General features: G+C 26.5%; 27 protein-coding genes. 8 read left to right on the top strand and 19 right to left on the bottom strand.

The annotated features are described in order from the left end of the window. Positions 1–101: 101 nt before the first annotated feature. The 9 genes from AZI32_RS07930 to AZI32_RS07890 form a co-directional block, all read right to left on the bottom strand. Entirely contained in the window at positions 102–770 is a 669-nt protein-coding gene (locus tag AZI32_RS07930) for a helix-turn-helix transcriptional regulator (RefSeq protein WP_061995332.1), read from the bottom strand. Between the two features lie 38 nt (positions 771–808). Continuing rightward, positions 809–1,180, bottom strand: coding sequence for a DUF3783 domain-containing protein (locus AZI32_RS07925; RefSeq protein WP_061995331.1), 372 nt, complete (start codon positions 1,178–1,180; stop codon positions 809–811). 697 nt (positions 1,181–1,877) lie between these two features. After that, the gene (locus AZI32_RS07920; protein ID WP_010297934.1) at positions 1,878–2,399 is read right to left on the bottom strand and encodes a peptidylprolyl isomerase; all 522 of its coding nucleotides are present in this window, start codon (positions 2,397–2,399) and stop codon (positions 1,878–1,880) included. A gap of 187 nt (positions 2,400–2,586) precedes the next feature. Beyond that, the gene (locus AZI32_RS07915) at positions 2,587–3,663 is read right to left on the bottom strand and encodes a cache domain-containing protein (protein ID WP_061995330.1); all 1,077 of its coding nucleotides are present in this window, start codon (positions 3,661–3,663) and stop codon (positions 2,587–2,589) included. Further along, positions 3,663–4,052: a hypothetical protein gene (locus AZI32_RS07910; protein ID WP_061995329.1), complete on the bottom strand. Its 390-nt coding sequence runs from the start codon at positions 4,050–4,052 to the stop codon at positions 3,663–3,665. Before AZI32_RS07910 ends, AZI32_RS07915 begins: the two co-directional genes overlap by 1 nt. A gap of 841 nt (positions 4,053–4,893) precedes the next feature. Further along, positions 4,894–5,670 carry a glutamate racemase gene (gene murI, locus AZI32_RS07905; RefSeq protein WP_061995328.1) on the bottom strand — a complete coding sequence of 259 codons (777 nt, stop codon included), beginning with the start codon at positions 5,668–5,670 and terminating at the stop codon, positions 4,894–4,896. A 239-nt stretch (positions 5,671–5,909) separates the two neighbouring features. After that, positions 5,910–6,431, bottom strand: coding sequence for a hypothetical protein (locus tag AZI32_RS07900; RefSeq protein WP_061995327.1), 522 nt, complete (start codon positions 6,429–6,431; stop codon positions 5,910–5,912). Positions 6,432–6,585: 154 nt separating this feature from the next. Then, complete coding sequence (locus AZI32_RS07895) at positions 6,586–6,804, bottom strand: DUF2922 domain-containing protein (protein ID WP_061995326.1); 219 nt, start codon at positions 6,802–6,804, stop codon at positions 6,586–6,588. A 179-nt stretch (positions 6,805–6,983) separates the two neighbouring features. Beyond that, positions 6,984–7,205 (bottom strand): DUF1659 domain-containing protein, encoded by a 222-nt coding sequence (locus tag AZI32_RS07890; protein ID WP_061995325.1) that lies wholly within the window; start codon positions 7,203–7,205, stop codon positions 6,984–6,986. A 158-nt stretch (positions 7,206–7,363) separates the two neighbouring features. Between AZI32_RS07890 and AZI32_RS07885 the strand changes: the two genes are divergently transcribed. Beyond that, the gene (locus tag AZI32_RS07885) at positions 7,364–8,425 is read left to right on the top strand and encodes a DnaD domain protein (protein ID WP_061995324.1); all 1,062 of its coding nucleotides are present in this window, start codon (positions 7,364–7,366) and stop codon (positions 8,423–8,425) included. 1,296 nt (positions 8,426–9,721) lie between these two features. Here the strand turns inward: AZI32_RS07885 and lexA are convergent. The 10 genes from lexA to AZI32_RS07830 all read right to left on the bottom strand — a co-directional run bounded on the left by lexA (position 9,722) and on the right by AZI32_RS07830 (position 17,543). Then, the gene (gene lexA, locus AZI32_RS07875; RefSeq protein WP_061995322.1) at positions 9,722–11,179 is read right to left on the bottom strand and encodes a transcriptional repressor LexA; all 1,458 of its coding nucleotides are present in this window, start codon (positions 11,177–11,179) and stop codon (positions 9,722–9,724) included. A gap of 66 nt (positions 11,180–11,245) precedes the next feature. Beyond that, positions 11,246–12,280, bottom strand: a complete 1,035-nt coding sequence (locus AZI32_RS07870) for a pentapeptide repeat-containing protein (RefSeq protein ID WP_010297965.1) — start codon at positions 12,278–12,280, stop codon at positions 11,246–11,248. A gap of 298 nt (positions 12,281–12,578) precedes the next feature. After that, positions 12,579–12,767 (bottom strand): ferredoxin, encoded by a 189-nt coding sequence (locus AZI32_RS07865; protein ID WP_010297970.1) that lies wholly within the window; start codon positions 12,765–12,767, stop codon positions 12,579–12,581. Positions 12,768–12,845: 78 nt separating this feature from the next. Next, complete coding sequence (locus AZI32_RS07860) at positions 12,846–13,037, bottom strand: ferredoxin (protein WP_010297973.1); 192 nt, start codon at positions 13,035–13,037, stop codon at positions 12,846–12,848. Positions 13,038–14,486: 1,449 nt separating this feature from the next. Beyond that, positions 14,487–14,690, bottom strand: coding sequence for a hypothetical protein (locus tag AZI32_RS07855; protein WP_010297976.1), 204 nt, complete (start codon positions 14,688–14,690; stop codon positions 14,487–14,489). Between the two features lie 240 nt (positions 14,691–14,930). Further along, entirely contained in the window at positions 14,931–15,140 is a 210-nt protein-coding gene (locus AZI32_RS07850; protein WP_061995321.1) for a hypothetical protein, read from the bottom strand. Positions 15,141–15,168: 28 nt separating this feature from the next. After that, entirely contained in the window at positions 15,169–15,615 is a 447-nt protein-coding gene (locus AZI32_RS07845; protein WP_061995320.1) for a hypothetical protein, read from the bottom strand. A gap of 4 nt (positions 15,616–15,619) precedes the next feature. Then, a complete protein-coding gene (locus AZI32_RS07840) occupies positions 15,620–15,823 on the bottom strand; it encodes a helix-turn-helix transcriptional regulator (RefSeq protein WP_010297983.1) in 204 nt (67 codons plus the stop codon). A gap of 178 nt (positions 15,824–16,001) precedes the next feature. Beyond that, positions 16,002–16,442 (bottom strand): GNAT family N-acetyltransferase, encoded by a 441-nt coding sequence (locus AZI32_RS07835; RefSeq protein WP_061995319.1) that lies wholly within the window; start codon positions 16,440–16,442, stop codon positions 16,002–16,004. A 129-nt stretch (positions 16,443–16,571) separates the two neighbouring features. Then, positions 16,572–17,543 carry a sulfurtransferase gene (locus tag AZI32_RS07830; protein ID WP_061995318.1) on the bottom strand — a complete coding sequence of 324 codons (972 nt, stop codon included), beginning with the start codon at positions 17,541–17,543 and terminating at the stop codon, positions 16,572–16,574. Positions 17,544–18,182: 639 nt separating this feature from the next. On the opposite strand from AZI32_RS07830, the gene AZI32_RS07825 reads away from it, so the two are divergent. The 7 genes from AZI32_RS07825 to AZI32_RS07795 are packed head-to-tail and all read left to right on the top strand — an operon-like array spanning position 18,183 to position 23,959. Further along, positions 18,183–18,857 carry a TIGR04283 family arsenosugar biosynthesis glycosyltransferase gene (locus tag AZI32_RS07825; protein ID WP_010297993.1) on the top strand — a complete coding sequence of 225 codons (675 nt, stop codon included), beginning with the start codon at positions 18,183–18,185 and terminating at the stop codon, positions 18,855–18,857. Between the two features lie 5 nt (positions 18,858–18,862). Next, entirely contained in the window at positions 18,863–19,864 is a 1,002-nt protein-coding gene (locus tag AZI32_RS07820; RefSeq protein WP_061995317.1) for a phosphotransferase, read from the top strand. A 20-nt stretch (positions 19,865–19,884) separates the two neighbouring features. Next, on the top strand, positions 19,885–20,568 hold the full coding sequence (locus AZI32_RS07815) for a TIGR04282 family arsenosugar biosynthesis glycosyltransferase (RefSeq protein WP_061995316.1): 684 nt from the start codon (positions 19,885–19,887) through the stop codon (positions 20,566–20,568). Beyond that, complete coding sequence (locus AZI32_RS07810; RefSeq protein ID WP_061995315.1) at positions 20,552–21,700, top strand: (Fe-S)-binding protein; 1,149 nt, start codon at positions 20,552–20,554, stop codon at positions 21,698–21,700. The genes AZI32_RS07815 and AZI32_RS07810 overlap by 17 nt, the downstream gene beginning before the upstream one ends. Further along, positions 21,687–22,349 (top strand): TVP38/TMEM64 family protein, encoded by a 663-nt coding sequence (locus AZI32_RS07805; RefSeq protein WP_082761177.1) that lies wholly within the window; start codon positions 21,687–21,689, stop codon positions 22,347–22,349. The genes AZI32_RS07810 and AZI32_RS07805 overlap by 14 nt, the downstream gene beginning before the upstream one ends. A gap of 27 nt (positions 22,350–22,376) precedes the next feature. Further along, positions 22,377–23,066, top strand: coding sequence for a TVP38/TMEM64 family protein (locus AZI32_RS07800; protein WP_061995313.1), 690 nt, complete (start codon positions 22,377–22,379; stop codon positions 23,064–23,066). A gap of 20 nt (positions 23,067–23,086) precedes the next feature. After that, positions 23,087–23,959, top strand: coding sequence for a nucleoside hydrolase (locus AZI32_RS07795; protein ID WP_061995312.1), 873 nt, complete (start codon positions 23,087–23,089; stop codon positions 23,957–23,959). The last annotated feature ends 52 nt before the right edge of the window (positions 23,960–24,011 follow it).

The following is a 24,011-nucleotide window of genomic DNA, read 5'->3' as shown; positions in this document are numbered from 1 at the left end:
TATGTCTGTATTTTACTGACGAAGTATTCATGGCAAATAGGTGAGAATACTGGCTTATTATTTATTTGATTATGCCTTAACTAAATTTACTTATAATTTGCCTAAAGTTCAAACTCAACTCTATTTAATTTAGCAACAACTTTTATATCTTTATGTGATACAGTCTCTGTTTTTAATGAATTTTTGTTACTTATTAAAAGTAATTTATTATTATCTAATCTTTTTATTTGTCTTATAACTCTAGTATCATTATAATCTATAAGACAAATTGCATTATTCTCTATCTCATTTGTTAAGTTTGCAAAAGCAACATCATCTTTACAAATTCTGAAACCCATCAAATCATCATTTTCTATTTTAATAAATAAAACTTTTTCTGGATTAAAACCCTCAACTTTTTTAGATATTACAGGTAATTGTTTAGTTCCTACAGTTTTGTTTAAATCATAGCCATATATACCTATTGTTTTTATAACAGAACCAAAAGCGTCATTCCATACATCATTTACCTTTTCTGGAGTTTTAGCTTTAGGCGCTGGTTGGCTCTTTTCTTCTTCATAAGCTATATTTTGAAACATACTACTCATGTTTTGTACACTACCACCTAATACCTTGCCTATACGTTCCATAAATTTTTCATTTATTACTTTTTTTCCACTTTCAATTTCATTAATAAAACCTTCAGAAACACCAAGTTTTTTACCTAGTTGTTTTTGACTCATTCCTTTAGCATTTCTAGCGTCTCTGATGCTATCTCCTACTTTACTCATAACTATTCCCTTTCTTTTTACATGTTAATATATAATATTTATTTAGAAAATCTTTTTTTCTCTTCTATTAAATGTTCTAATAAAAATTTAAAACTCCAATTTATAGACACTGGCGTTATAGCTGCTAGTATTGGTTTGTCTTCTAAATTATTTCTAACAGCCTTTATGGCATTTTGTAATGAATTATTTGCTAATCCATTAAATATAATAACCTTTTCCTTTGGTAATTCTTCTACACCTTCATTACCTTTATTACCTAAAATTATTTCTTTCATTTTAAACTTTGCCATACCATCTTTAATAACTATACATTCTTTTGAAACTTTGTTTTTAAATACTTCATTTAATTTGTCTATTTCCTCATTAGTTAAACCATATGTTATCAATAACTTATCATTTAAATCACTCATAAATTTTATTAGCTAAACCTACTAAATCATTTTAAGTAGTATTCCCACAAATTTTAATCTTTCTATTTTGTGAGATAGCTAATGCCCTCCTTTCATACCATACTTTATTTTAGTTAAAAGCTTATTTTAGTTAAGACATTATTTTAGTTAAGAGTTAAGAGTGAATAGTTAATAGTTGTGGTTATTACTACTCACTTCGTTCCTAGTAATTCTAAACGTATCTTTTCATAAATTTGCAAAGCAAATTATATTTATAGATTAAACAGAAAGTGGTGCCACTTTCCTCCTAAATTATTAATTCATAATTCTTAATCCTTAATTTTTTTCATTTTATTTCCATAATAAAACAAGTAAAGAACCAGTACCCCTATTTGGGTTTTAGTGAAGCCTTTAAATAAGCAATTGCCCCTAGTGTTGGCTCCATCACAAATGGGACAGGCACGGTAAATTTATTTTCTTCGCTAACACTTGATGCTCTCCTGGTTTTATATTACTAACACAATAACTCAAAGCCAGTCGCCAACAATTCAAAAGAAAGTGGCAGCCCAGTTTAACCCAACATTGTCAATTTCTAACCCAATTGTCCATTGTCAATTGTTTTAACTCTTAACTAACTAAATAACCGTTTAAGTAATTGAAAATTGACAATAGCTATAAAATCCTTACTGGCTATTGTCAATCACTTAAACTCTATTAATTATTGTATTTTTTCTGGTTCGTCATATTCTACACCAAAAGTTTCAACAGTAACTTCTTTCATAACCTGATCTTCTTTTGGTTTATCCATATAGTTTGTTGGAACTGAAACTATTTCATTTGCAACATCTAAACCTTCAGTAAGTTTTCCAAATGCAGCATATTGACCATCAAGATGTGGTGAATCAGCAACCATTACGAAGAATTGACATCCTGCTGAATCTAAAACAACTGTTCTTGCCATTGATAATACACCAGGAGTATGTTTTAAATCATTTTTAAAGTTATTTGCTCTAAACTCTCCTTTTATACTATAACCAGGATTTCCTGCACCTGTTTTTTCTGGACATCCACCTTGAATCATGAATCCTGGGATTACTCTATGGAATATAAGACCATTATAAAATCCCTTTTTTATAAGACTTATAAAGTTTTTAACTGTATTCGGTGCTATCTCTGGATATAACTCTGCTTTCATTACTTTTCCATTTGCCATTTTTATTGTTACTATAGGATTTTGCATTTATTTATCGCTCCTTTAAACATTGTATTTTTTAGATATTATAACATATTTGAACTACTGTCCTAAAGAAAATACATGAAAAAAATCCATTTTATATTATTATTCACCACAACAAATATAATTATAGGTTTTTTTAAAGATTTTTAGGCGCAAAATCTAATAAAAGATTTTACGCCTAAATTTTTATTTACTCTTTGCCTTTTTTATCATTATTCTTATCTTCGTCTTCACTTTTGTCCTTATTTCCTTCTTCTATTTTATTTTCTAATATCTTATCTGCATATTCAGTAAGTTTTTCATAATTCATTGTTCCATCAGAATTAGTTATATCTTTTAAATTAATATCTACACCTAAGAATCTTTTCAATAAAATTTGTACAATTACTAAAAAAATCCCTTGTAGTGTAGCTAAAACCGTTGCCTTTTTACTATTATTCTCATCAAGTTTTTCCATCATATTTTTATCTACTTCAACTACTAAAGTCCAATTAAGTTCTTCATCTATAGGAAAATACGTTCCATAAACTATTTGTCCCCTATAGTCTTTATATGGTGTATACCTAGAATAATCAATATTTAATTTAACACGATCTATATCAATTTTTTCTTTTCCTATAGCTCCAGGTATATATTTAGATTCAGTTAAAAACATACCTTTTTCATTTACTATATAAGCCTCTGAATATTCATCTAATCTACATCTTTTCATTATATCATTTAATTCTTTTATATTTATTCTGATAAAAATTACCCCTGATATCTTTTTGTTTTCATCTACTATAGGGTTGTACATATCCACTTTGTACTCCCCCTCATTAAATATAGTTTCCACTTGAAACTGACAAGTATTTAAAGCGTTATTTATTGCTTCTGAATTTGAAAAAACATCTGGATTATCAACATACCCATAAACTATTTTTTTTTCTTTATTTAAAACTACTATATTATCATAGCGTTGTTTACTTGCTGTAATAAAGTTCATTTGTTTCATTATTTTTTTCTCATCCATATCACTAAGTCCATCTGCCAATGAATATAACTTGATTTCATAATATACCTGATCTATAACATCTTGTACCGTCTGCGATAAATCTTTACCTGTCCCATATATATTGTTTATTATCATTTCATTATTTTTTTCTAAATTGTCCTTATTTACTTTTAAAAATCCTGCCATGGAAAAAACTATAGAGAATAAAGTTATGATAATAACACTTATTACAAATCTATTTTTAGGTTTTTTAGATTTTTTAATACAAATCATTATAATTCTTCTTCATAAGAGTTAACAGTTAATGCTAAGTTTTTATCATACTTTATAAATTCTATAATTAACGATGCACCTGGCAGCACAATAAAGTAATCTTTATCAAGTATATTAGTATTTTTATCTACCTTAGTTTTATAAAATAATAAATCATAATCAAAATTTTTATCTTCATTATCTATAGAATCTTCTAAATTACAACCATAAATTTTTACCTCATTTTTTTCTTTAGCATTTTTAACAATAATATCATTTATGATATATATGCTGTTACTATTTTTAGGATTGATAATATTTATTTTATTGGAATCCTCTTTCATCTTAAGCTCAATAAAACTATTAAATTCATTCTCATCCGTTGCTTTTTCCATCTTAAATACTTTCATTTCATACTACCCACCTTATTTCTTTAAAGTAGTTCTACTTAAAGCTATTCATTTATCAAGTTAGAAACCTCAAGTTAATACTTCACTAATAACTAACATATTCTTTAGTTATTAGTTACTAGTTGCAACACTTTGTCAGTTAAAAGTTAAGAGTGAATAGTTAATAGTTGCGGTTATTACTAGTCACTTTGTTCATAGTAATACTAAACGTATCTTTTTTTAATCTACAAAAGTAAAACTTCTAAGCAAGCAATTCCCCTAGTGTTGGCTCCATCACAAATAGGACAGGCACGATAAATTTATTTACTTCGCTTAAAATTAGATGCTCTCTTAGCTTTGCACTTCTTAGTTAATAAATCGAAGCCAGTCCCAAACAATTTTTCAGAAAGTGGTTGCCACTTTCATTTTAAATTCTTAATTCATAATTTTTAATCCTTAATTTTTTTAATTGTCAAATGTCAATTGTCCATTGTCAATTTCTAACCCAATTGTCCATTTTCAATTTTTTAACTTTCAATTTTTAACTATTAACTAAAACTATCATAAACTGCTAGTGTAATGTTAATCTTAGAACACTATAAAACTTACAATACTTTATATAGTTTCAAATTACAGTATCATTTAAATTTTCCATATTCAAAAAAAGTGAGTACATACTCAAAAAATTTAAAATTTGAGCTGATTTCACTTTTTACTATATAATTAACTTATGAAATAAAGGGGTATGTTGTTAAAGTATTTTACTAATAAATACGTTTTTATTAGTTTAAACTTCTAATTTTTATATTAAAAAGCCTAAATTTTACTTATTTAATTGTATAAGTAAAATTTAGGCTTTTAATTAAGAATTAAGTAATCTGTAACTAAGCTCTATCATCTCTTTTTTATTTAATGAATTATATATTTCTACTATCCCTTTTTCACTTTGTGGATTTTTCATATTTCTAATAGTTAACAAACGTTCTAACTGTTTAGCAGTACCTAAACTTCCATCTATTATGTCCACATCTTTTCCTACAAATTCTACAATCTTATCTTTTATAAATGGATAATGGGTACAACCAAGAACTATTGTTCCTAAATTTTCATTGCTTAAATTCTCTAGTTTTTCTTTTAAATAATTATGTATTTCTATACCATCTATATTGCCAGTTTCTATTAACTCTGCTAATCCACCACAAGGAAGTGGCTTTATATCTGCTATTTTTTTATATTTTTGTTGTAACTTTGCAAACTTTTTCTCTACTAATGTCATTGGCGTAGCCATTATAACAATTTGACCTTGTTTTTTTAATTCTACTGCTGGCTTTAAAGCTGGTTCTATACCTATAATTGGAATAGATTTATATTCTTTTCTCAAATCTTCTACAGCTACACTTGTGGCTGTATTACAGGCTATAACTATTGCTTTAACATTTTTACTTAATAAAAACTTTATAGCATCGAAAGTCAATTTTTTTATTTCACTATATTCTTTTGTTCCATATGGAGCATTTGCCGAATCTCCATAATATATAAAGTTTTCATTAGGTAAAATCTTTAAAGTTTCTTTTAAAACACTAAGACCACCAACACCTGAATCGAAAAATCCTATATAATCTCCCTTACTTAAATTCACTACTTTCACCACCCAAATATATTTGTCTTATCATTTATTTGATTATACCTTAATTCTCATGAATCTAAACATAATAAAGTTTAATAAAATTTTAAACATAATTCTTAATTACTATACATTTTTTCTCATTTTATATATAAAAAAATATATCACATTAATTATAAATAATAAAGAATCTTATTCTAAAACTAAAATAACTAGCTATTTATTTTTTTATAGCTAGTTATTTTTCAATATAATTATTTACAAATTTCTTCTAACTTTTCTTTTATATATTCTGTTATTTCTTTCTCGCCAATACAAGTCTTATCATCCATTATAGGTGGCTTTACTCTAAAGAAATTTATTATTAATTTATTATCAGAAATTATATATTCCTCTGAATGTAATGGTGCAAATATAACTTCAACTTCTTCAAATTTACTTCCTTTTATTTGTGATGTTAAAGAATCTAAATTTAACTGCTTAACAGGAGCTGCCATAGCATTAGTATATTCTAAATCTTCCATCATCCACATATTATTATTCCAGAATTTCTTTTCTTTTTTATTTCCTACAAATGGCTCTCTATTTTTTATAGAACTTAGCGCTCTTCTCACTGATTCTGCATTAAATTCATCATCATAAGCTACACTTAATGCTGTCATTTCTGATACATCATAGAAAAAGCTCTCTGGTATGTTATCCTTTTCACTAGCAGCCTGCCAAAAATACAGCATTGCTTCCACAGCTTCAAGGTTTAACTTAATCCTTTGTAACATATTCAAAACTCCCCTTATATTTATTTACATATTTAATATGCATTTTTTATACTAAAGTTTCCATCTATTATATTATACAATAATTGGCTGAAAATAAGTAAGAATATTTCAAATATTTTGCTTTAAATAAAAAAATATGCCCGAAGGCATATTTTTAATTTAAGTTATATTCAGTTTTCTTAGTTTCTACTAATTTAGCAGATGATTTTTTAACTAAATCCCCTTTTTTATAATCTAATATGTTTTTATTTATTATACCATCCATAAAATTTGAAACTTCTTCATCAGTTATATCATCCTTTACATTTTTCAATGTAACATTATTTTTATTTCCTTCTTCTGTTATAAACGTCATAATTAAATCCTTTTCCATGAAAACCCCTCCTAAATATAAAACACTATAAATTGAAATTTATGGTGACTATTATTTTAAAATTCCTAAATAATATAGAAAAACCTAAACTTTTAGACTCTATATTAAGTGTAACTATTTTAGAAAATAAATTTTTCACCAGGGAAGATACTTTGTTTATACCATCTCCCCTCCCCATACTAACCTAAAAGATAACCTTTCTCCTCTTTAACAACCTGTTGCATTTCTCCAGCCAAAAGGTTGTCCACCTCTGTTGCTAATTCATATAACTCTTCATCTGTTGCAGATACTTTAATTTTTGAAAATCTTTGTGATTTTAAAATGTCCTTCCCATCATTATCTACACCTACCTTACAAATTAAATTAATGGCTTTACTTGTTTTAACATTATTTACTGCCATGTTTATCAACCCCTTTCACCTTATATATATACAAAAATAGCTACCAGTTCACAGCAAATTTAAATATTTTGTAAATATTTCGGAACTCCGTCCATTTAATGCATATATACAAGGTGAATAGATTATTTTATTTTTTATTTAAATTGGAGGTTTTTATTATGTTGTATATGTTAAATTTTAACGAAAAGGAAGCTTTAGAATTAAATGTGAACTTAGATGATATTTTAATTTTAAGTTATCTTAAGGAAAACTATAAAAACTTTATATGCAAAACTTTTAATAATACTGACTTTTATTGGATTAATTATGAAAATATTATTTGTACTTTACCTATTCTTAATATAAAAAAAGATACACTTTATAGAAAACTGAAAAAACTTTGTAGTAGTAATATCTTGATTCATAAAGTTGTTAGAGGTGGTGGCACTTATTCTTTTTATGCTTTTGGAGATAATTTTTATAAAATTTTCGATACTAATTCTAATAAAAATATTAATAATCACATAGAAGATACTGTAAATGATAATATTTTAAAATCTAATATTAATCCTATGTCTTCGGATTTAAATTCAACAGCTACCCAAAATTTATCCAATAATACGGATTTTGATTCTAACTCTAACGGATTATTTTTAAATCTAGCCAAAGATAAATCCGAACTAGTTGGAATTTTTAAAGAGCTCTTCGAAAATAACTCCTTAACAAAAGATATATATAATATATTAAATAACATAGTTATGTTATTTAATAATATAAAATCTATAAATAGATTTTATAATTGTAGTAATAGTAATAATAACAATAATATTAATTATAGTTTAGATATGGATTTTAATTCTACTAACAGTGAAATTTATTCCTACTATAGCGAATCTGGCTTTGGTATTTTAAACAAAACTGTTATAAGCCTTTTAGATAAACTTGTAGATGAAAATAATATTACTGATGTAAAAGATGCTATGACAGAAGCAGTAAAAAAAGGTAATACTAATATTTGCTATGTAGAGGGTATACTTAGAAATTGGAAAAACAAAACTGAAAAAACTGCATATAACATATCATCTAAGGCTAATTTTTCTTCATCCAAATCTAAAGATAGCTTTAATAATTTTAAACAAAGAAACTATGATTTTGATGAACTTGAAAAGGATCTTTTAGCACATAGTGATGATGTTTTTGAAACTATGGCTGCTAATTGTAACACTTCTTTTAATTTTTAATTATAATATATTAACATTAATTTTAAAGGATGTGTATTCTTTGAACTTATTCAATGTTTTTTTAATTTTTTTATCAATTCTAAACTTAATTTTGTTATTTAAAATTGATTCTATTAAAAGCACCGCTATTTCAGTATTTTTATTTTCAGTATTTTCTATAATAGGTGCTGTTATGTTTTCTTTTGGATTTAATATATTCTTTTTTGATAATATAGATAATCATAATTTTATAGGTTTATTTTTCATGTATCTACTTCCAGTAATCTATATTTACACAAAATCTAAACTTATTAAACTCACTAAATTTACTAAGACAAAATAACCTAAATATATATTTCAAGCATATAACAATAACAAAATGGACAGGCACAGATAACTTAACTCCTGTCCTTCTTGTTACTGATGCACACTATGAAAATATTACATATTTTTAGTTAAAAGTTATTGTTAAACCTTGTTCTGCTAACAAAATTTAAGTAAGCAATTTACTAAAGTTTCAACTCCATCACAAATGGGACTTTTCTAGTTAAGAGTTAAGAGTTAATAATTAATAGTTATTGTTATTACTACTCACTTTGCTCCTAGTAATTCTCAACGTATTTTTAAATCTAGTTCTGCTAACAAAATTTAAGTAAGCAATCCTCTAAAGTTCTACTTCCATCACAAGAGGGACAGACGCGTAATTGGCTACTTTACTATACTTTAGACTTGATACTTTTGTTGATTTTAGTTTCTCTCCAATATTACTCGAAGTCGGTCCCGAACATCTAAGCAGCAAAGCCGCTATTTTAGGACCGGCTTTCATTGCTTTAGGTTTTATTGATAATCTTTCGATTTCACTGTAAAAATAACTTATGGAAAATATACTTTGGTACGCCTGTCCTTCTTGTTACGGCTGTACATTTTGAATTTAGCTTTAGTTAGATTTATATCTTCAATTCAGAATTTATTCTCTCTAATTCAAAGAAACTGGACTAGTCCAGTTTCAACCATCATTGTCAAATGTCAATTGTCCATTGTCAATTATATAATGTTCTTAACTTTTAACTATTTTAAGGGACTGGCTAACTTTTTTTATTTATGGCAATTAAATTTAAAGAGCTACTATCTATTGTATGGAACTACGTTAGTCGTGCCTGTCCCATTTGTTACGGCTGTAAACTTTGAATATAACTTTGTTTAATTTAATATCATAAACTCACAATTTACTCCCTTTAATTCAAAGAAACTGGCAATCCAGTTTCATCCTGAACTATTAACTATTAATTTTTAACTATTAACTACCTAAGGGACTGGCTAACTATAGTTGTGCTTATCTTTTATTATTCCTATAGCTTTACCTATTATCATAGCATTTTCATCTACCACTTCAATAGGTTCATATTTCTCGTTTTCTGGCATTAAAAATACTTTGCCATCCTTTATATTTAACCTTTTTAATGTTGCATTCCCATTTAAATCTACTGCAACAATATCATTGTTATTAGCATTATACTGTTTTCTTATAAGTACATAGTCACCATCATCTATATTGGCATTGATCATACTATTTCCCTTTACCTTTAATATAAAAGAACTTTCAGCACCTTTTAACCAATACTTTGGCATTTTAAATGCTCCTTCAAAAGTGTCATTTATCATAATTGGTTCTCCTGCTGCTATATCATTGTATATAGGTATATCTAACAGCTCGTCCTCTAATAAAACTTCACCTTTGCCATTAGGATCTAATATAAAATTCCCCTCACTACTTGTATCTTTGGCAAAATCAAATTCTATATTATGCCTAATATCTAAAAATTTATAACTCTCCATAAATAAATTATTTTCTTCCTCCTCTTTAATCTCACATAGCTGCTCTTGCTTTTTCGGTATGAATTTTTCTTTTAATATAAAAGTTTTTACATTTTTATATTCTTTAAATAGATTCTTTATATTTATGCCTTCATATCCTAAGGAGTTTTCTATGGATTTATCTTTGTTATTAAAGGTAAGTATTATATTTGAGTAATCTTTTATATCCATAGATTCTAATAATGTGTCTAATTGCAATTTGCTAAATTTATTAATTTCATCTAATACTAAATGTGTATAATTCGTTGCTTTTACCTTATTAGTTAAAATAGAAATTTCATCAGAGATTTTATTTTCTTTTAAAGCTAAATAATACATTTCCATTAACTCATATATAATTTTTCTAGTAACAGAATTTCTAGGTAATGATTTTGGAGCTAAACATTCTATTTTACGTCCACGTCTTATTAATTTTTGATAATCCTCTAATTGATTTATATTTCTATTTTTTATGTATTTAAACTCACTTAAAAAGAACTCATCATACTGCTTTTTTAATATTTTTGACCTTTTATTGCTATTTTTTAATGTTCCCATACAATCATATAACAGCTTGTAATGTACACTTTTACTTATTTTATTGATATCAAATTCGCCATAGTTTTTCTTTATAAATTCATCAAAGGTCATAATATCAACTTTATTTTGTATATATGAAAATAAACTTATCATATTCTTATTTTCAAGATACTTATAATATTTTAAAATAGCATCATTTTTTTCTTCATCATTACTTACTATCATTAATATATCGTCATTTTCATATAAACAGTAATTATCTTTTAAATATAATATCCTATTTATTGCTGTAGTTGTTTTTCCTGTTAAGTTTTCCCCTTTTATAATAAGTACCCCACTAAATTTTGAGCTTATTATATTTCTTTGTTTTTTAGAAATCAAAATAACACCCCCTTTGTTATATTTTTCTATTGTCTTTTACTTAATATTATAATGTTTTTAATTAATTTATCTAGTCATCTTTCTTACAAGTGTTGATGTCCATATAGCTATCATGAGAACACCAAACATTATTTCTGTGTTAGCTATTATTATACTTATAGTTCCTTCTGGAGTTATATTTCCATAACCTACAGTAGCAAAAGTTACTAGACTAAAATGAAAACAATATAAAAAATCAGTTAAAAAACTTTTACTAAAAACATTATTTAAGTTATATTGAATAACTTTATCTTCTATTCTTACCCCGCCAAATAAATATAATATTGAACATATTAAAACTATAATAAGTGAAAAACTAAAGGCTCTAAATGGCTTTTCTCCATACCCACAAACCCAATATGATGCGAAAGATTTTAGTTTTCTCCAACCCTTTAATGTTTTATGGTCTGCTTTTTTACTTTCATAAAAACAATAACCATACTTATCACCTAAATCATTTTTTAGATATTGGTTAGCAAAGGCTAAATAACTATTAGATATTTCATTATAAAATTCAGGTCTTCCTTTGTTAAAAAAATCAATAATATTATAATTAAAACCACCTACATATGAAGCTAAATTTAACCTACTATTTTTTCTATTATTTATAAATTGTATATCAAATCTTTTTCTAGTTCCTTTTATTAAACAATTAGTTAAAATACATTCATCTATAAATTTAACTTTTTCATAGGAGTTTTTAACTAGATTACATTGCCCTAAAAAAGTATCTTTGAATGCAATAGTTTTTAAATAGGATTTTCTTATAATTATATTTTTCAAATTACAATTACTAAAATTCAAATTTATTAACTCAGTATTATAAATACCTAAAATAGAATTGCTAGCTATACTACAATTAGTAAAGGTACAAAATTGAAAAGTGCATTTTTCAAAAATAACATTTTCAAATCTCACATTCTTAAAATCTATATTTAAAAACGTACAACGCCTATATTTAATTCCTGTAAAATCTAAATTCTCTTTTCTTTCTTTTTTAAACTCCTTTAATTCTATTACACCATTTTCTGCAATAAGAACTCTTTTCTTACCAATTTTCATATATTTAAACCCTTTCAATTCCTTTAAGTATGTTTAAATGAATACTTCGTTGATATACTCATAATGCCACTATTACTAGATTTCATATCTTTATTTTATGACAAATATACTCTGAATCTTTCACTTCCCATTTTTTATATTCTTTACTATAGTTTTAAAATAAATGTTAATAAACTAAAAAAGAGTATTTATCATTACGGTAAATACTCTTTTTAGATTACCTCTACTTTTTATGAAGTGAGGAGTTTTTTCAAGTCCAATCACTCTACATCCTTTTGATTAAAAGATGGCTAAAACTTTAATCTATTGATATAGCGCTTGTTGGACATCCTTCTGCTGCTTCTTTTGCAGAATCTTCTGCTCCATTTGGAACTTCGTCTACGGTAGCATGTGCTTTTCCATCATCGCCCATTTCAAAAACTTCTGGACATGTAGCTGGACATAATCCACATCCTATACATTCATCTTGATTTACTACTGGTTTCATAAAAAATCCTCCTATTAAAGCCCATAAAATAATAAGTCTTTATTCATTCTCAGTTATAATAACCATTTTCAAATTTTTTTATTCGTTTAATGATATTGCACTTACTGGACAACCATCTCTAGCTTCCACTGCTGCATCTATAGAATCTTCTGGTACAGAATCTACTATAGATTCTGACTTACCATCGCTTCCAAAATCAAAAACTGATGGACATGTTGCAATACATAATCCACAACTAATACATGTGTCTTTATCAACTACTGCTTTCATCCAAATCGCCTCCTAAAATGTTCTTCTATAAATTTAGTTTGCACTTTTTATTGATAATTTATCCATATAACTTAATTACTATAAAGTTTATTTTTTTAAACTCTAAAAAATAATATTTCTATAACAAATGAAATTTTCACACCATCACAAATGGGACTTTTCTAGTTAAGAGTTAATAATTAATAGTTATTGTTATTACTACTCACTTTGTTCTTAGTAATACTAAACGTACTTTATTAGGACCGGCTTTGATTGCTTTAGTTTTTATTGATAACATTATGATTTCACTGTGAAAATAAATTATGGAAATTTCACTTTGGTACGCCTGTCCTTCTTGTTACGGCTATAAACTTTGAATATAACTTTGTTTAATTTGATATCATAAACTCAGAATTTACTCCCTTAAATTAAAAAGAAACTGGTAATCCAGTTTCATGCTGAACTCTTAACTTTTAACTATTAACTTTTAACTATTTAAGGGGACTGGCTAGCTTTTTTTATCTACGGTAACTAATTTTTAATAGCTGATTTTTATTTTATGGAGCTACATTGCTCGTGCCTGTCCCATTTGTTACGGTGTTACACGTTGTTATTAACTTCTGCTTAGATTTTCAGTTTCAACCTCAAGTTTTACTCCATTAAAATTTAAAGAAACTGGACTAGTCCAGTTTCAACCATCATTGTCAAATGTCAATTGTCCATTGTCAATCCCTAACCCAATTGTCAACTATTAACTATTAACTAACTAAACTCTAGTTTTCTCCATCATTGTCCTTTGTCCTTTGTCAATTTTTTAAAAATCTATACCTCAACTAAGTATGCAATCGTTCAAAGTTCTACTTCCATCACAAGAGGGACAGGTTCATTTATGTCTATTTTCTTCGTTTAATTGTAGATTCCACAATTACTGTATTCCCATAACAAAATAAACAAAGAACCAGTACCCTTATTTGGGTTTTAGTGAAGCCTTTAAATAAGCAATTACTTCTAGTGTTGCCTCCATCACAAATGAGACAGGCACGAAAAATTTATTTACTTCGCTTAAAATTAAATGCTCTCCTAGCTTTGTACTTCTTAGCTAATAAATCAAAGCCAGTCCCTAACAATTTCAAATAAAGTGGTTGCCACTTTCCTCCTAAATTCTTAATTCATAATTCTTAATCCTTAATTTTTTTTATTTTATTCCTATAACAAAATAAGCAAAGAACCAGTACCTAACAGATACGCTGCTTTGCAGCTCAAGTACTGGTTCTTTGCTCGGTAATTTATTTTGTCTACCCTGTTTTATTGAGCATAGAAATTTTTATTGTTGTACAACCTAATTGAACCTGTCCTTAAAATTTTAGGCTCTGTTAGATTAAATTGTTAATTTGTAACATAATAAAGGGGTAGTTCATACTAGATTACCCCTTTATTACAGCAAAATATATGATTAATTTAATGATTATTCTAACTTATTTTATATGGATTTTTCTTTTTTGCGAAACAACAACACATATATATACCCCAAGTAATTATAAACACAAAAGAAAGTCCTTCACATAACCCCAATGTAAACTCTGTCAAGGAGTCTCTAAATATATGACTTAACGATAAAATTAAAAAGCCTAATGCAGAAATTAATAACATTATAAACTGGAATCTTTTATTCACTTTTCCTATCCCCCATTAATTTATTATCTATATCATAAAAAAGATTGAATTAATACCAAAGGAAAACATAATAGCACCTATAATAGAAAAACTCAAATAAAAATATTTAATACGTTCAAGGAATAAACATCCTTTTAAATTAATGCTAATATATTATAATTTAAAATCAAAATAAATTGTTACTATAGGCCTTAGATATCTATTTCAATTAGAACTTACATCTAAAACTTTGTCTTACTGTTATACAAATTTTTTAAACAACTCTTTTTTACAATTTTTAAGTTTAGACATATCATGTTTTTCAGAATATATTCCTAAAAATATTAATGCAGATCCTATACCTACACATAGTCCTTTTATAAATTCAGGAATTATATTAATACAATTAAATATTAGAAACACACCATAAAACAATATTCCAAACCTTATGTAATTATTTAACTCTTTCATAACATCTACCCCTTACATGATTAATTATTTAATATTTTTTATTGTAATAAATCTTTAAACCAATCCTTACTACCCCTACAATGAATAAGGTCATTATTAAAGTAAAAAATACAATTTCATTATAAAAACCAGATACAATAATTCCTAAAGCTAATATAACTGTTATTATATTTATTGCCATTAAACTGCTCTTTAATAAAATTAACTTTTCACGTTCATCATTTTCTTTTATATATAATAATTTAAGTTTTTCCTTATTATTAAGAGCATTTCTAAATTTTATAATATTCATTAAAAGTAATGTTTCTAATCCAAAAAACATACCAAATTGAACACCTTTAATAAAATCTGTTGAATGATTACTTGGTATTTTAGCATTTATCATTGTTAAAGCTATTATAGCTGGTATAGTTATAGCTATTAATAATACGCACATTAATACTTTCTTTTTTAATACTTCATTATATCTTTCCATTTTACTAATCCCCCACCTCTGAAAAATCAAAAACCTCTTCAATAGCTAAATCAAAATATTTAGCTATTTTATACGCTAAAACTAAAGATGCAGTATACTTTTCACGTTCAATAGACGTAATAGTCTGCCTTGTAACACCTACAGCTAACGCAAGTTCTTCTTGCGTAACTTTCCTCTCCTTTCTTAACTGTGAAATTCTAGTTTTCATACTTTCACACCGCCTTATGTATTTTAATACTTGTATAGTTAACTTTACATTTTTAGTATAGTTTGCTTTACATTTAATGTCAAGCCTACTTTGCATTTTTATATAATAAATTTTAAACATAAAAGAAGCTATTACTCCTCTAACCTTTAGTTAGTTTAGTAATAGCTCCATAATTAAACTATATATTCTTTATTATCATAACTTGTTCATTAGAATCTATCTCACCATTTATTTTAAAGCCTATTTTTTCATAAAATTTTTGTGCAAATTTATTATTTAAATGAGTACTTAGTCTGATTTCATTGCAATTATATATATTTTTTACATGGTTTATAAGAGCCTTTATACATTGACTTCCATAACCCTTTCCCTGAAAGTCTTTATCTACCATAAATCTATCTATCCATACATTACCTTTAGTTTTTTCCATACCATACATGGCATATCCAACTAATAAGTTATCACAATATAAGGCTACTGACTTCCATTCTGGTTCAAAACAACTTTGTGCTAAAGAGTAACTATTAGGCTCTATAAATGCCCTTTGATTCTCACCTACCCTAAGTTTTTCAACTTCTCTCCAGTTTTTTTGTGTTACATCTTTAATTTTTACACTCACAATTCCATCTCGCTTTCAAATCACAATATTATTATAGGCTTTAATGCCTATATACTTTAAGTATACTCTTCTAAAGTTAAAAAAAGCATAAAACTTTAAAGTTTTATGCTTCTAAATTTAATTTAAATATTATTTTTCCACTTCTAAATCTGGTGTTCCTGCCCATGCTACATATGAAGCATCATAATTTTTAGCATTATTGTATCCTGCTAATCTTAATACCATAGCCATATGTCCTGAACGTATTCCAGATGTACAGTAAGTTACTATTTCATCCTCTTTACTTATTCCGTTATCTGTCATTATTTTTTCTATTTCATCTTGTGATTTTAATGTTCCATCTTCATTGTATAAAGTACTAAAATTAATGTTTATAGCTCCAGGTAAATGTCCTCCTCTAGCCTCACCATACTTTGTAGCACCTTCATACTCATCTTTTTCTCTTGTATCTATAATCTTAACTTTTCCTAAATTTTCTTTTAAGTGTTCTGTAGTTATATTTAAATCTTCTTTAAAACTATCAACTTTAACCTCTGCGGCAGTAGGTTTTACTTCTTCTTTAGAAGTTTCGTATTCTTTAGACTGCCAAAGATCAAATCCACCGTTTAACATTTTAGCATTTTCTAGACCTGCATATCTTAAAGTCCATTGAACTCTTCCGTCTTCACCCCAGCTACCTTTAACACCATAAAGAACTATTGTTTTATCTTTTGCTAAACCAAATTCTGATAGTTTTTTAGAAAGTGCTTCTGCATCTAAAACATTGTTTTCGTCATTAGATAAGTCTTTCCAAACTATATTAATTGCATTTTTTATATGACCTTTTTTATAATCTTTAGATTCTCTACAATCAACAATAACTACATCTTTATTATCAATATTTTCTTTTAACCAATCTGCATCTACTATATAGTCTTTATTTATGTATTCTTTTGCAGTTTCTTTTTTATCTTCTTCTTTCTTATTTTCTTGTTTTTGCTCTTGAGCTGCATTATTTCCATCTTTTTTAGCTTCATTATTAGATGAACATCCTATAAATATAGATGATGTCATTACCACTGCACATAATAAAGCCACTATTTTTTTATTATTTCTTAACATTTTTATATTCCCCCTTAATAACTATATGGTTCCAAGTTAAGTCTTAAAGTTATTCATTTATCAAATGAGAAAACTCAAATTAATATTTTATCAATAACTAACAGATTACTTTAGTTAAAAGTTAAGAGTGAATAGTGAACAGTTGTAGTTATTACTACTCACTTCATTCCTAGTAATTCTCAACGTATTTTTTTATAAATTTGCAAAGCAAATTATATTGATATATTTTTTAAAATCATTTTCAGAAAGTGGTTGCCACTTTCATCCTAAATTCTTAATTCATAATTCATAATCCTTAACTAACTATATTTGTACTTATTTTTCTCAACTGATAACAAAAATTTGATGAATAAATTTAAACTGGAGCTTGTTTCCCTATATCTCTAATAGTTCCATAGGATTTTAGCATATATATTTAGCTTCTTTATGCTAACTAATTTAATATCCATCTTAAAACCCTACGTATTTTTATTTACCTTTATTCACCTCAATTCTACAAACAATAATTTTAAAACACAATTATTTTTATGTATTATTTAATTAAACTATAGAAGCTTCATGTTCTATTTATATTTTAAATATAAGAGTATCACATACCCTATGCTATAATACAGGTAGAATAGGTATGGAGGATTTTTTATGATTTCAGTTATAATTCCAACATTGAATGAAGAAAAAAATATTGAAAAATTACTTATAAAATTAAATAACATAAATTATCCTAAAGAAATTCTTATAGTAGATGGTGGTAGTAATGATAAAACTGCACTTATAGCATCTAAATATGGAAAAGTTTTAACATCCCCTAGAGGTCGATGTAATCAACTAAATTTTGGAGCAAAAAATGCAAAAGGTGATATTTTATGGTTTTTACACTGTGATTCTATAATTGATGATTATAGCTTTAATCATATAGAAAGAACAATTAAAGAAAACTTTATAGGTGGGTGTTTCTCACTTTATTTTTATGACTTTAAAACCATATTTTTAAAATATATTTCCTATACTTCAAATCTAAGAGCAAAATATCTAAAATTAATTTTTGGAGATCAAGGACTTTTTATAAGAAAAGATGTATTTTTCAAATTAGAAGGTTTTAAAAAAATGCCTATTATGGAGGATTGGGAGTTCTCTACAAGGCTAAAAAGAGAAGGAAAAACTAAAGTTTTAAAAACACCAATAGGTACCTCAGCTCGAAGATTTATAAATGGTGGCCAATTTAAAACCCATATTTTAATGCATAAAATAAAAATATTATATTTATTAGGAACTCCGCCAGATAAACTATCTAAAATATACAAAGATATAAGGTGATTTTAATGACTACGGATTTTTCATTAGATATAAAAAACTATTTAAATATTAATAATCTATACAGTAAAGTTGGATTAGACAAAAACTTTAAAGTTAAATTCCTAGCTCAAGGAGAATATAACATTAACTATATTTTATATGATAAAACTTTAAAATTAGTATTTAGAATTAATACTGCTAGCCAATTAAGATTGGATAACCAAATAGAATATGAATTTAACGCATTAAAACTTCTTGAAGGTTCTAATGTCACACCTAAACCAATATATGTAGATGGTTCTAGAAAAAACTTTCCTTTTGGAATACTTATAATGGAGTTTTTAAAAGGTAAACCCCTAAACTACTCTACTGACTTAATTAAAGCTTCAAATATTTTCAGTAAAATACATACTCTTAAAGTTCCTAAAAATCATGGACTTATAATAGAAAATAACATTCTACAAGACAGAATAAAAGAAGGAAATTGGCTTTTAGAAAGCTTTTTTAAAAGTGATATTCCTGACATAAAAATTAAAAATTTCTTTGAAAAATATATTAACTGGTGTGAAGATAATTTGCATCTTGAAAAATATTTCATAGAAAATCCTATTTTATCTATAAATAATACAGAAGTTAATTCACATAATTTTATAATTGGAGACGAAAACTATCTAATAGATTGGGAAAAACCTGTTTTGTCACATCCATGCCAAGACTTAACTCAATTTTTAGCTGATACAACTACTCTTTGGCGTAGTAATTACATTATAAGTGATATTAATAAGGATGACTTTTTAAAAGAATACTGTAATAAAAGTGGATTTAAATATAAAAATATAAAAGAATCTATAAATATTTATAATCCTTATTTATATTTAAGAGCATTAAGTTGGTGTGCTATGGCTTTTGTAAAATATCAAAGTGAAGATAAACTTATAAAAAATGAAGAGATTTTCTTGAAAATTAAAAGCTATTTAGATATAGATTTTATTTCAAAACTATTAAAACCATATTTTTCAGTAGATTAACAAATTAAGGGGGAATTGTAATGAAAAATGCTTATGTAATAATGTCTCGAATCCCTCTTAGTGGGAAAACTAAAACACGTTTAATGCCTTTTTTAAGTGGTGATGAATGTGCTAGCTTACATACTGCCTTTTTAAAAGATTTATTTAATATGAGTTATGAATTAAAAGATTGCTCAGATATATATTTAACTTATTTAAATGATGGTAATGTTGAAGATTTAATCCACATCGCTCCAAGTTTTATTGATTTTTATCCACAGAAAGGTAAATCTCTTGGGGAAAAGATGAATAACTCTATAAAGTTTTTACTTAACAAAGGTTATGAAAAAGTAGTTTTAACTGGCTGTGATATACCTACTTTAAATAGCGAAATAATAAAAAATGCTTTTAAAGTATTAGACAGTAAAGATATTGTTATTGGGCCAACCTTCGATGGTGGCTACTATTTAATTGGATGTAAAAATTTTATTGATGATGTTCTGCTTTGTCCAATTCGTTGGAGCAATTTTGATGTATTTGAAAATACACTACAGATAATAAAAAATAATAATAAAAACTATGGTATTGTTGAAAAAATTAGTGATATAGATACCTTCGAAGATTTATTGTATTTCAAATCAACAGCAACAAAAGATAGCAATACATTATCCTTTGTTGAAAAATTTAAAGTTGAGGAAAGGATTATTTATGAAAACAGAGTTTAAATCTAAAAAAACTATAAACACTTCTATATTTAAAACCTATAAAAGTGATTGCATTAATTGTAAAAAGTGCGTAAATATTTGTCCTTTTCTACAAGAATATATAAAATCACCTAAATCTTTTATAAGTGATTTAGAAAATTCATCTATTGATATAAATCTTCCTTACTATTGTAGCTTATGTAGTTGTTGCAAACGAGTTTGCCCTAAAGACATAGATTTAGGACAGCTTTTCTTTTTATTAAGAGAAGAAATAACAACTACTAATAACGGTAAAACACCTATTAAAGGTCATAAAGCTATGGATTTCCACCAAAACTTTAGTAATAATACTATCTTTAAAGGAGTTTATGGAAAGAAAAATACTAAAAAGTTTTTTATGCCTGGTTGTTCTTTAAATGGATATAGCCCTAATCTTTCACTTAAAACCTATAACTATTTAAAAGAAAAATTAGGAGATGTAGGACTTATACTAAATTGTTGTAACAAACCTACTAAAGACCTTGGCAAACGTGATTTGTTTGACAAACGTTTTTCTCAGTTTATAAGCTCTTTAAAAAAGTTTAACAATGATGATATTGAAATAATAACAGCTTGTCAATCTTGTTTTAGAGTTTTAAAAGATGAAACTAAAGATATAAAAATTACTTCTCTTTGGTCATTATTTAGTGAAATAGGTATTCCTAAAAACTCTATAGGAAAAGGCCTAGGCTCCAATTTAACTTTCTCTATTAAAGATTCTTGCCAAGGACTAGATTACAAAGAAATTGGTGATGGAATTAGGTATGTAGTTGAAAGTCTAGGATATAATCTAAATTCTAAAGATGTCACTAATAATTGTTGTGGTTTAGGTGGTATTGTTCATTTAAGTAATCCAGTATTATCTAAAAAAACTAAAGACAATTGCATAAACTCACTTAATAGTGATAATGTAATAACTTATTGTGGTGGATGTCTTTCTGCTATAAATAACTCTGACAAGAATAGCTATCATATTTTAGAGTTAATTTTTGAAGATGAAGATACTCTTTTTGTTGATAGAAAAGTAAATATATCCGCTTTAAGCAGTTGGAAAAATAGATATAAAATAAAAAAGGACTTGGTTAAGGAGGATTCACATCTTGAAAAAAAATAAATATGTTAAAATTATTTCCTTTATTGGGCTGTTAATAATTTGCTACTTTCTTTTCACTAATACGGAATTTTTAAGAAAAGCTTCTCCGCAGCAGTTAAAAGAATTTATAGAATCCTTTGGGAAATTAGGACCAATAATTTATATCATTTTGTTTACCTTTGTTCCACTTACATTTTTTCCTGATGCACTGCTAGCTGTTGCAGGTGGCATGGCTTTTGGAGTGGTCAAAGGTAGCCTATACACAATTATTGGTGCTGTTTTTGGAGGGAGCCTTGCATTTTTTATAGCCTCTTATTTTGGTAAAGATTTAATTTTAAAATTAACTAAAAATAAACATAGCTTTAATTTTTTATCAAAAGGGCATAGAGAATTTTTTACTGTATTAATTTTAAGGCTTATACCTTTAATCCCTTTCGATATAATAAGTTATGGTGCGGGACTTACAGGTATTAAATTTAAAAATTTTTTACTAGCAACAATTATAGGTATAATTCCAGGAGTAGTTGTATTTTCAAATCTTGGTGATAAAGCCTTAGATTTTAAATCACCAGAATTTATCTTTGCAATATTTATGCTTATATTACTTTTTGGTATATCTTTTATACTAAAAAATAAACTTCAAAAATCAAAAGAAATTAAGAACTCTTAATCATAAATTTATAAAGGGGGTAACTACATGAAAAAATCTACAATTTATAAATTATCGGTACTAGTAATTTTAATACTTATATATTTTTTAGTACCAACAGTTAGAGAAAACTTAAACTATGTTGTAACTTTATTAGCTACTCTTAACATAGTAGAATTGAAAGAATATATTATTTCCTTTGGCGCATGGGGACCAATAGTGTCTATACTACTTATGATGTTCCAATCAATAGCAGCTCCTCTACCTGCCTTTGTTATTACTTTTGCTAACGCATATGTTTTTGGTTGGGGATTTGGTGCTTTTATTTCTTGGACTGGTGCTATGCTTGGAGCAGTAATGTGTTTTTACATAACTAGAATTTATGGTAGACCTGCTGCTGAAAAATTTGCTTCATCAAAACTTCTTGATAAAACAGATAACTTTTTTGATGAATATGGTAACTACGCAATATTAATAGCTCGCCTTTTACCATTTATATCTTTTGATGTAGTTAGTTATGCTGCCGGTCTTACTAGCATGGGCCTTTGGTCTTTTTTCTGGGCTACTGGACTTGGACAACTTCCTGCTACAATAGTCTACTCAATGCTTGGCGAAAATATAGATCAAGGTTCAAAGTTTTTCCTTGGAATAATAACTGGTGTAATAGCATTAGTTGCTTTAGGACTAGCTATAAAAAAATTTGCTTCTAATAAAAATGCTAAGAAAAAATTGACTTAAATAGATCGAAAGGACTACTTATGAAAAGAATAATTTTTGATTGTGATAACACTATGGGCGTACCTAATTGTGATGTAGATGATGGACTAACTCTTTTATATCTTTTAGGTAAAGATGATATATCCCTTGAAGGGGTTACCTTAACTTATGGAAATAACTCTTTAGATGTAGTTTATGATACTACTTTAAGCCTAATTAAAGATTTAAATTTAAATATATCAATTTATAAAGGTAGTGAAGACAAAAATAATAGAATTAGTGATGCTAGTAAGTTTTTAGCCCATACTGTAAAGAATAATCCTAAAGAAATTATAGTACTGGCTACTGGAGCATTAACTAATATATATGGTGCATATCTTTATGACAATAGTTTTTTTGATAATGTAAAGGAAATTGTTCTTATGGGTGGAATTACAAAACCTTTAATTATATCAGGTCATAAAGTTAATGAACTTAACTTTTCTTGTGACCCTGAAGCATCTAGTAAGGTTATAAACTCTTCATCTAAGATATCTATACTTAATGGCCACACTACTATGGAAGCATTGTTTGGACCTTGTGAATTAGAAAAAATTAAAACTAGTCCTAATAAGGTTCTTAATTACATTTATGATAAAATACTTCCTTGGTGTAACCTTAATGAATCTTTAACTGGATTTAATGGTTTTTGTAACTGGGATGTAGCTGCAGCTATTTATATAACTAATCCAGAGCTTTTTAAAGATGAAATTGCTACTATAAATAGTAATTCATCAGATCTTGCTACAGGATGTTTAAAACTTGATAGTTATGGTAAAAAAGTAAATATGCCATCTTCCATACTAGATCTTAAAACTTTTAATGAAACATTCATAGACTCACTACTTAAACTTGATGCAAATTTAAATAATTAAAAATTAGCTAAAAAACCACATCTTTTACTTTAAAGATGTGGTTTTTAATTTA

Source organism: Clostridium sp. ATCC 25772, assembly GCF_001573875.1.
Lineage (GTDB): Bacteria > Bacillota > Clostridia > Clostridiales > Clostridiaceae > Clostridium_J > Clostridium_J senegalense.
Note: the sequence above shows the minus strand (reverse complement) of the source record. Positions and strands in the feature narration are given on the sequence as shown.

What these genes read in the sequence shown, in the direction of transcription:
- AZI32_RS07930 (WP_061995332.1), bottom strand. Translation starts at nt 770, where the DNA reads ATGAGTAAAGTAGGAGATAGCATCAGAGACGCTAGAAATGCTAAAGGA.
- AZI32_RS07925 (WP_061995331.1), bottom strand. Translation starts at nt 1,180, where the DNA reads ATGAGTGATTTAAATGATAAGTTATTGATAACATATGGTTTAACTAAT.
- AZI32_RS07920 (WP_010297934.1), bottom strand. Translation starts at nt 2,399, where the DNA reads ATGCAAAATCCTATAGTAACAATAAAAATGGCAAATGGAAAAGTAATG.
- AZI32_RS07915 (WP_061995330.1), bottom strand. Translation starts at nt 3,663, where the DNA reads ATGATTTGTATTAAAAAATCTAAAAAACCTAAAAATAGATTTGTAATA.
- AZI32_RS07910 (WP_061995329.1), bottom strand. Translation starts at nt 4,052, where the DNA reads ATGAAAGTATTTAAGATGGAAAAAGCAACGGATGAGAATGAATTTAAT.
- AZI32_RS07900 (WP_061995327.1), bottom strand. Translation starts at nt 6,431, where the DNA reads ATGTTACAAAGGATTAAGTTAAACCTTGAAGCTGTGGAAGCAATGCTG.
- AZI32_RS07895 (WP_061995326.1), bottom strand. Translation starts at nt 6,804, where the DNA reads ATGGAAAAGGATTTAATTATGACGTTTATAACAGAAGAAGGAAATAAA.
- AZI32_RS07890 (WP_061995325.1), bottom strand. Translation starts at nt 7,205, where the DNA reads ATGGCAGTAAATAATGTTAAAACAAGTAAAGCCATTAATTTAATTTGT.
- AZI32_RS07885 (WP_061995324.1), top strand. Translation starts at nt 7,364, where the DNA reads ATGTTGTATATGTTAAATTTTAACGAAAAGGAAGCTTTAGAATTAAAT.
- AZI32_RS07870 (WP_010297965.1), bottom strand. Translation starts at nt 12,280, where the DNA reads ATGAAAATTGGTAAGAAAAGAGTTCTTATTGCAGAAAATGGTGTAATA.
- AZI32_RS07865 (WP_010297970.1), bottom strand. Translation starts at nt 12,767, where the DNA reads ATGAAACCAGTAGTAAATCAAGATGAATGTATAGGATGTGGATTATGT.
- AZI32_RS07860 (WP_010297973.1), bottom strand. Translation starts at nt 13,037, where the DNA reads ATGAAAGCAGTAGTTGATAAAGACACATGTATTAGTTGTGGATTATGT.
- AZI32_RS07850 (WP_061995321.1), bottom strand. Translation starts at nt 15,140, where the DNA reads ATGAAAGAGTTAAATAATTACATAAGGTTTGGAATATTGTTTTATGGT.
- AZI32_RS07845 (WP_061995320.1), bottom strand. Translation starts at nt 15,615, where the DNA reads ATGGAAAGATATAATGAAGTATTAAAAAAGAAAGTATTAATGTGCGTA.
- AZI32_RS07840 (WP_010297983.1), bottom strand. Translation starts at nt 15,823, where the DNA reads ATGAAAACTAGAATTTCACAGTTAAGAAAGGAGAGGAAAGTTACGCAA.
- AZI32_RS07830 (WP_061995318.1), bottom strand. Translation starts at nt 17,543, where the DNA reads ATGTTAAGAAATAATAAAAAAATAGTGGCTTTATTATGTGCAGTGGTA.
- AZI32_RS07825 (WP_010297993.1), top strand. Translation starts at nt 18,183, where the DNA reads ATGATTTCAGTTATAATTCCAACATTGAATGAAGAAAAAAATATTGAA.
- AZI32_RS07820 (WP_061995317.1), top strand. Translation starts at nt 18,863, where the DNA reads ATGACTACGGATTTTTCATTAGATATAAAAAACTATTTAAATATTAAT.
- AZI32_RS07815 (WP_061995316.1), top strand. Translation starts at nt 19,885, where the DNA reads ATGAAAAATGCTTATGTAATAATGTCTCGAATCCCTCTTAGTGGGAAA.
- AZI32_RS07810 (WP_061995315.1), top strand. Translation starts at nt 20,552, where the DNA reads ATGAAAACAGAGTTTAAATCTAAAAAAACTATAAACACTTCTATATTT.
- AZI32_RS07800 (WP_061995313.1), top strand. Translation starts at nt 22,377, where the DNA reads ATGAAAAAATCTACAATTTATAAATTATCGGTACTAGTAATTTTAATA.
- AZI32_RS07795 (WP_061995312.1), top strand. Translation starts at nt 23,087, where the DNA reads ATGAAAAGAATAATTTTTGATTGTGATAACACTATGGGCGTACCTAAT.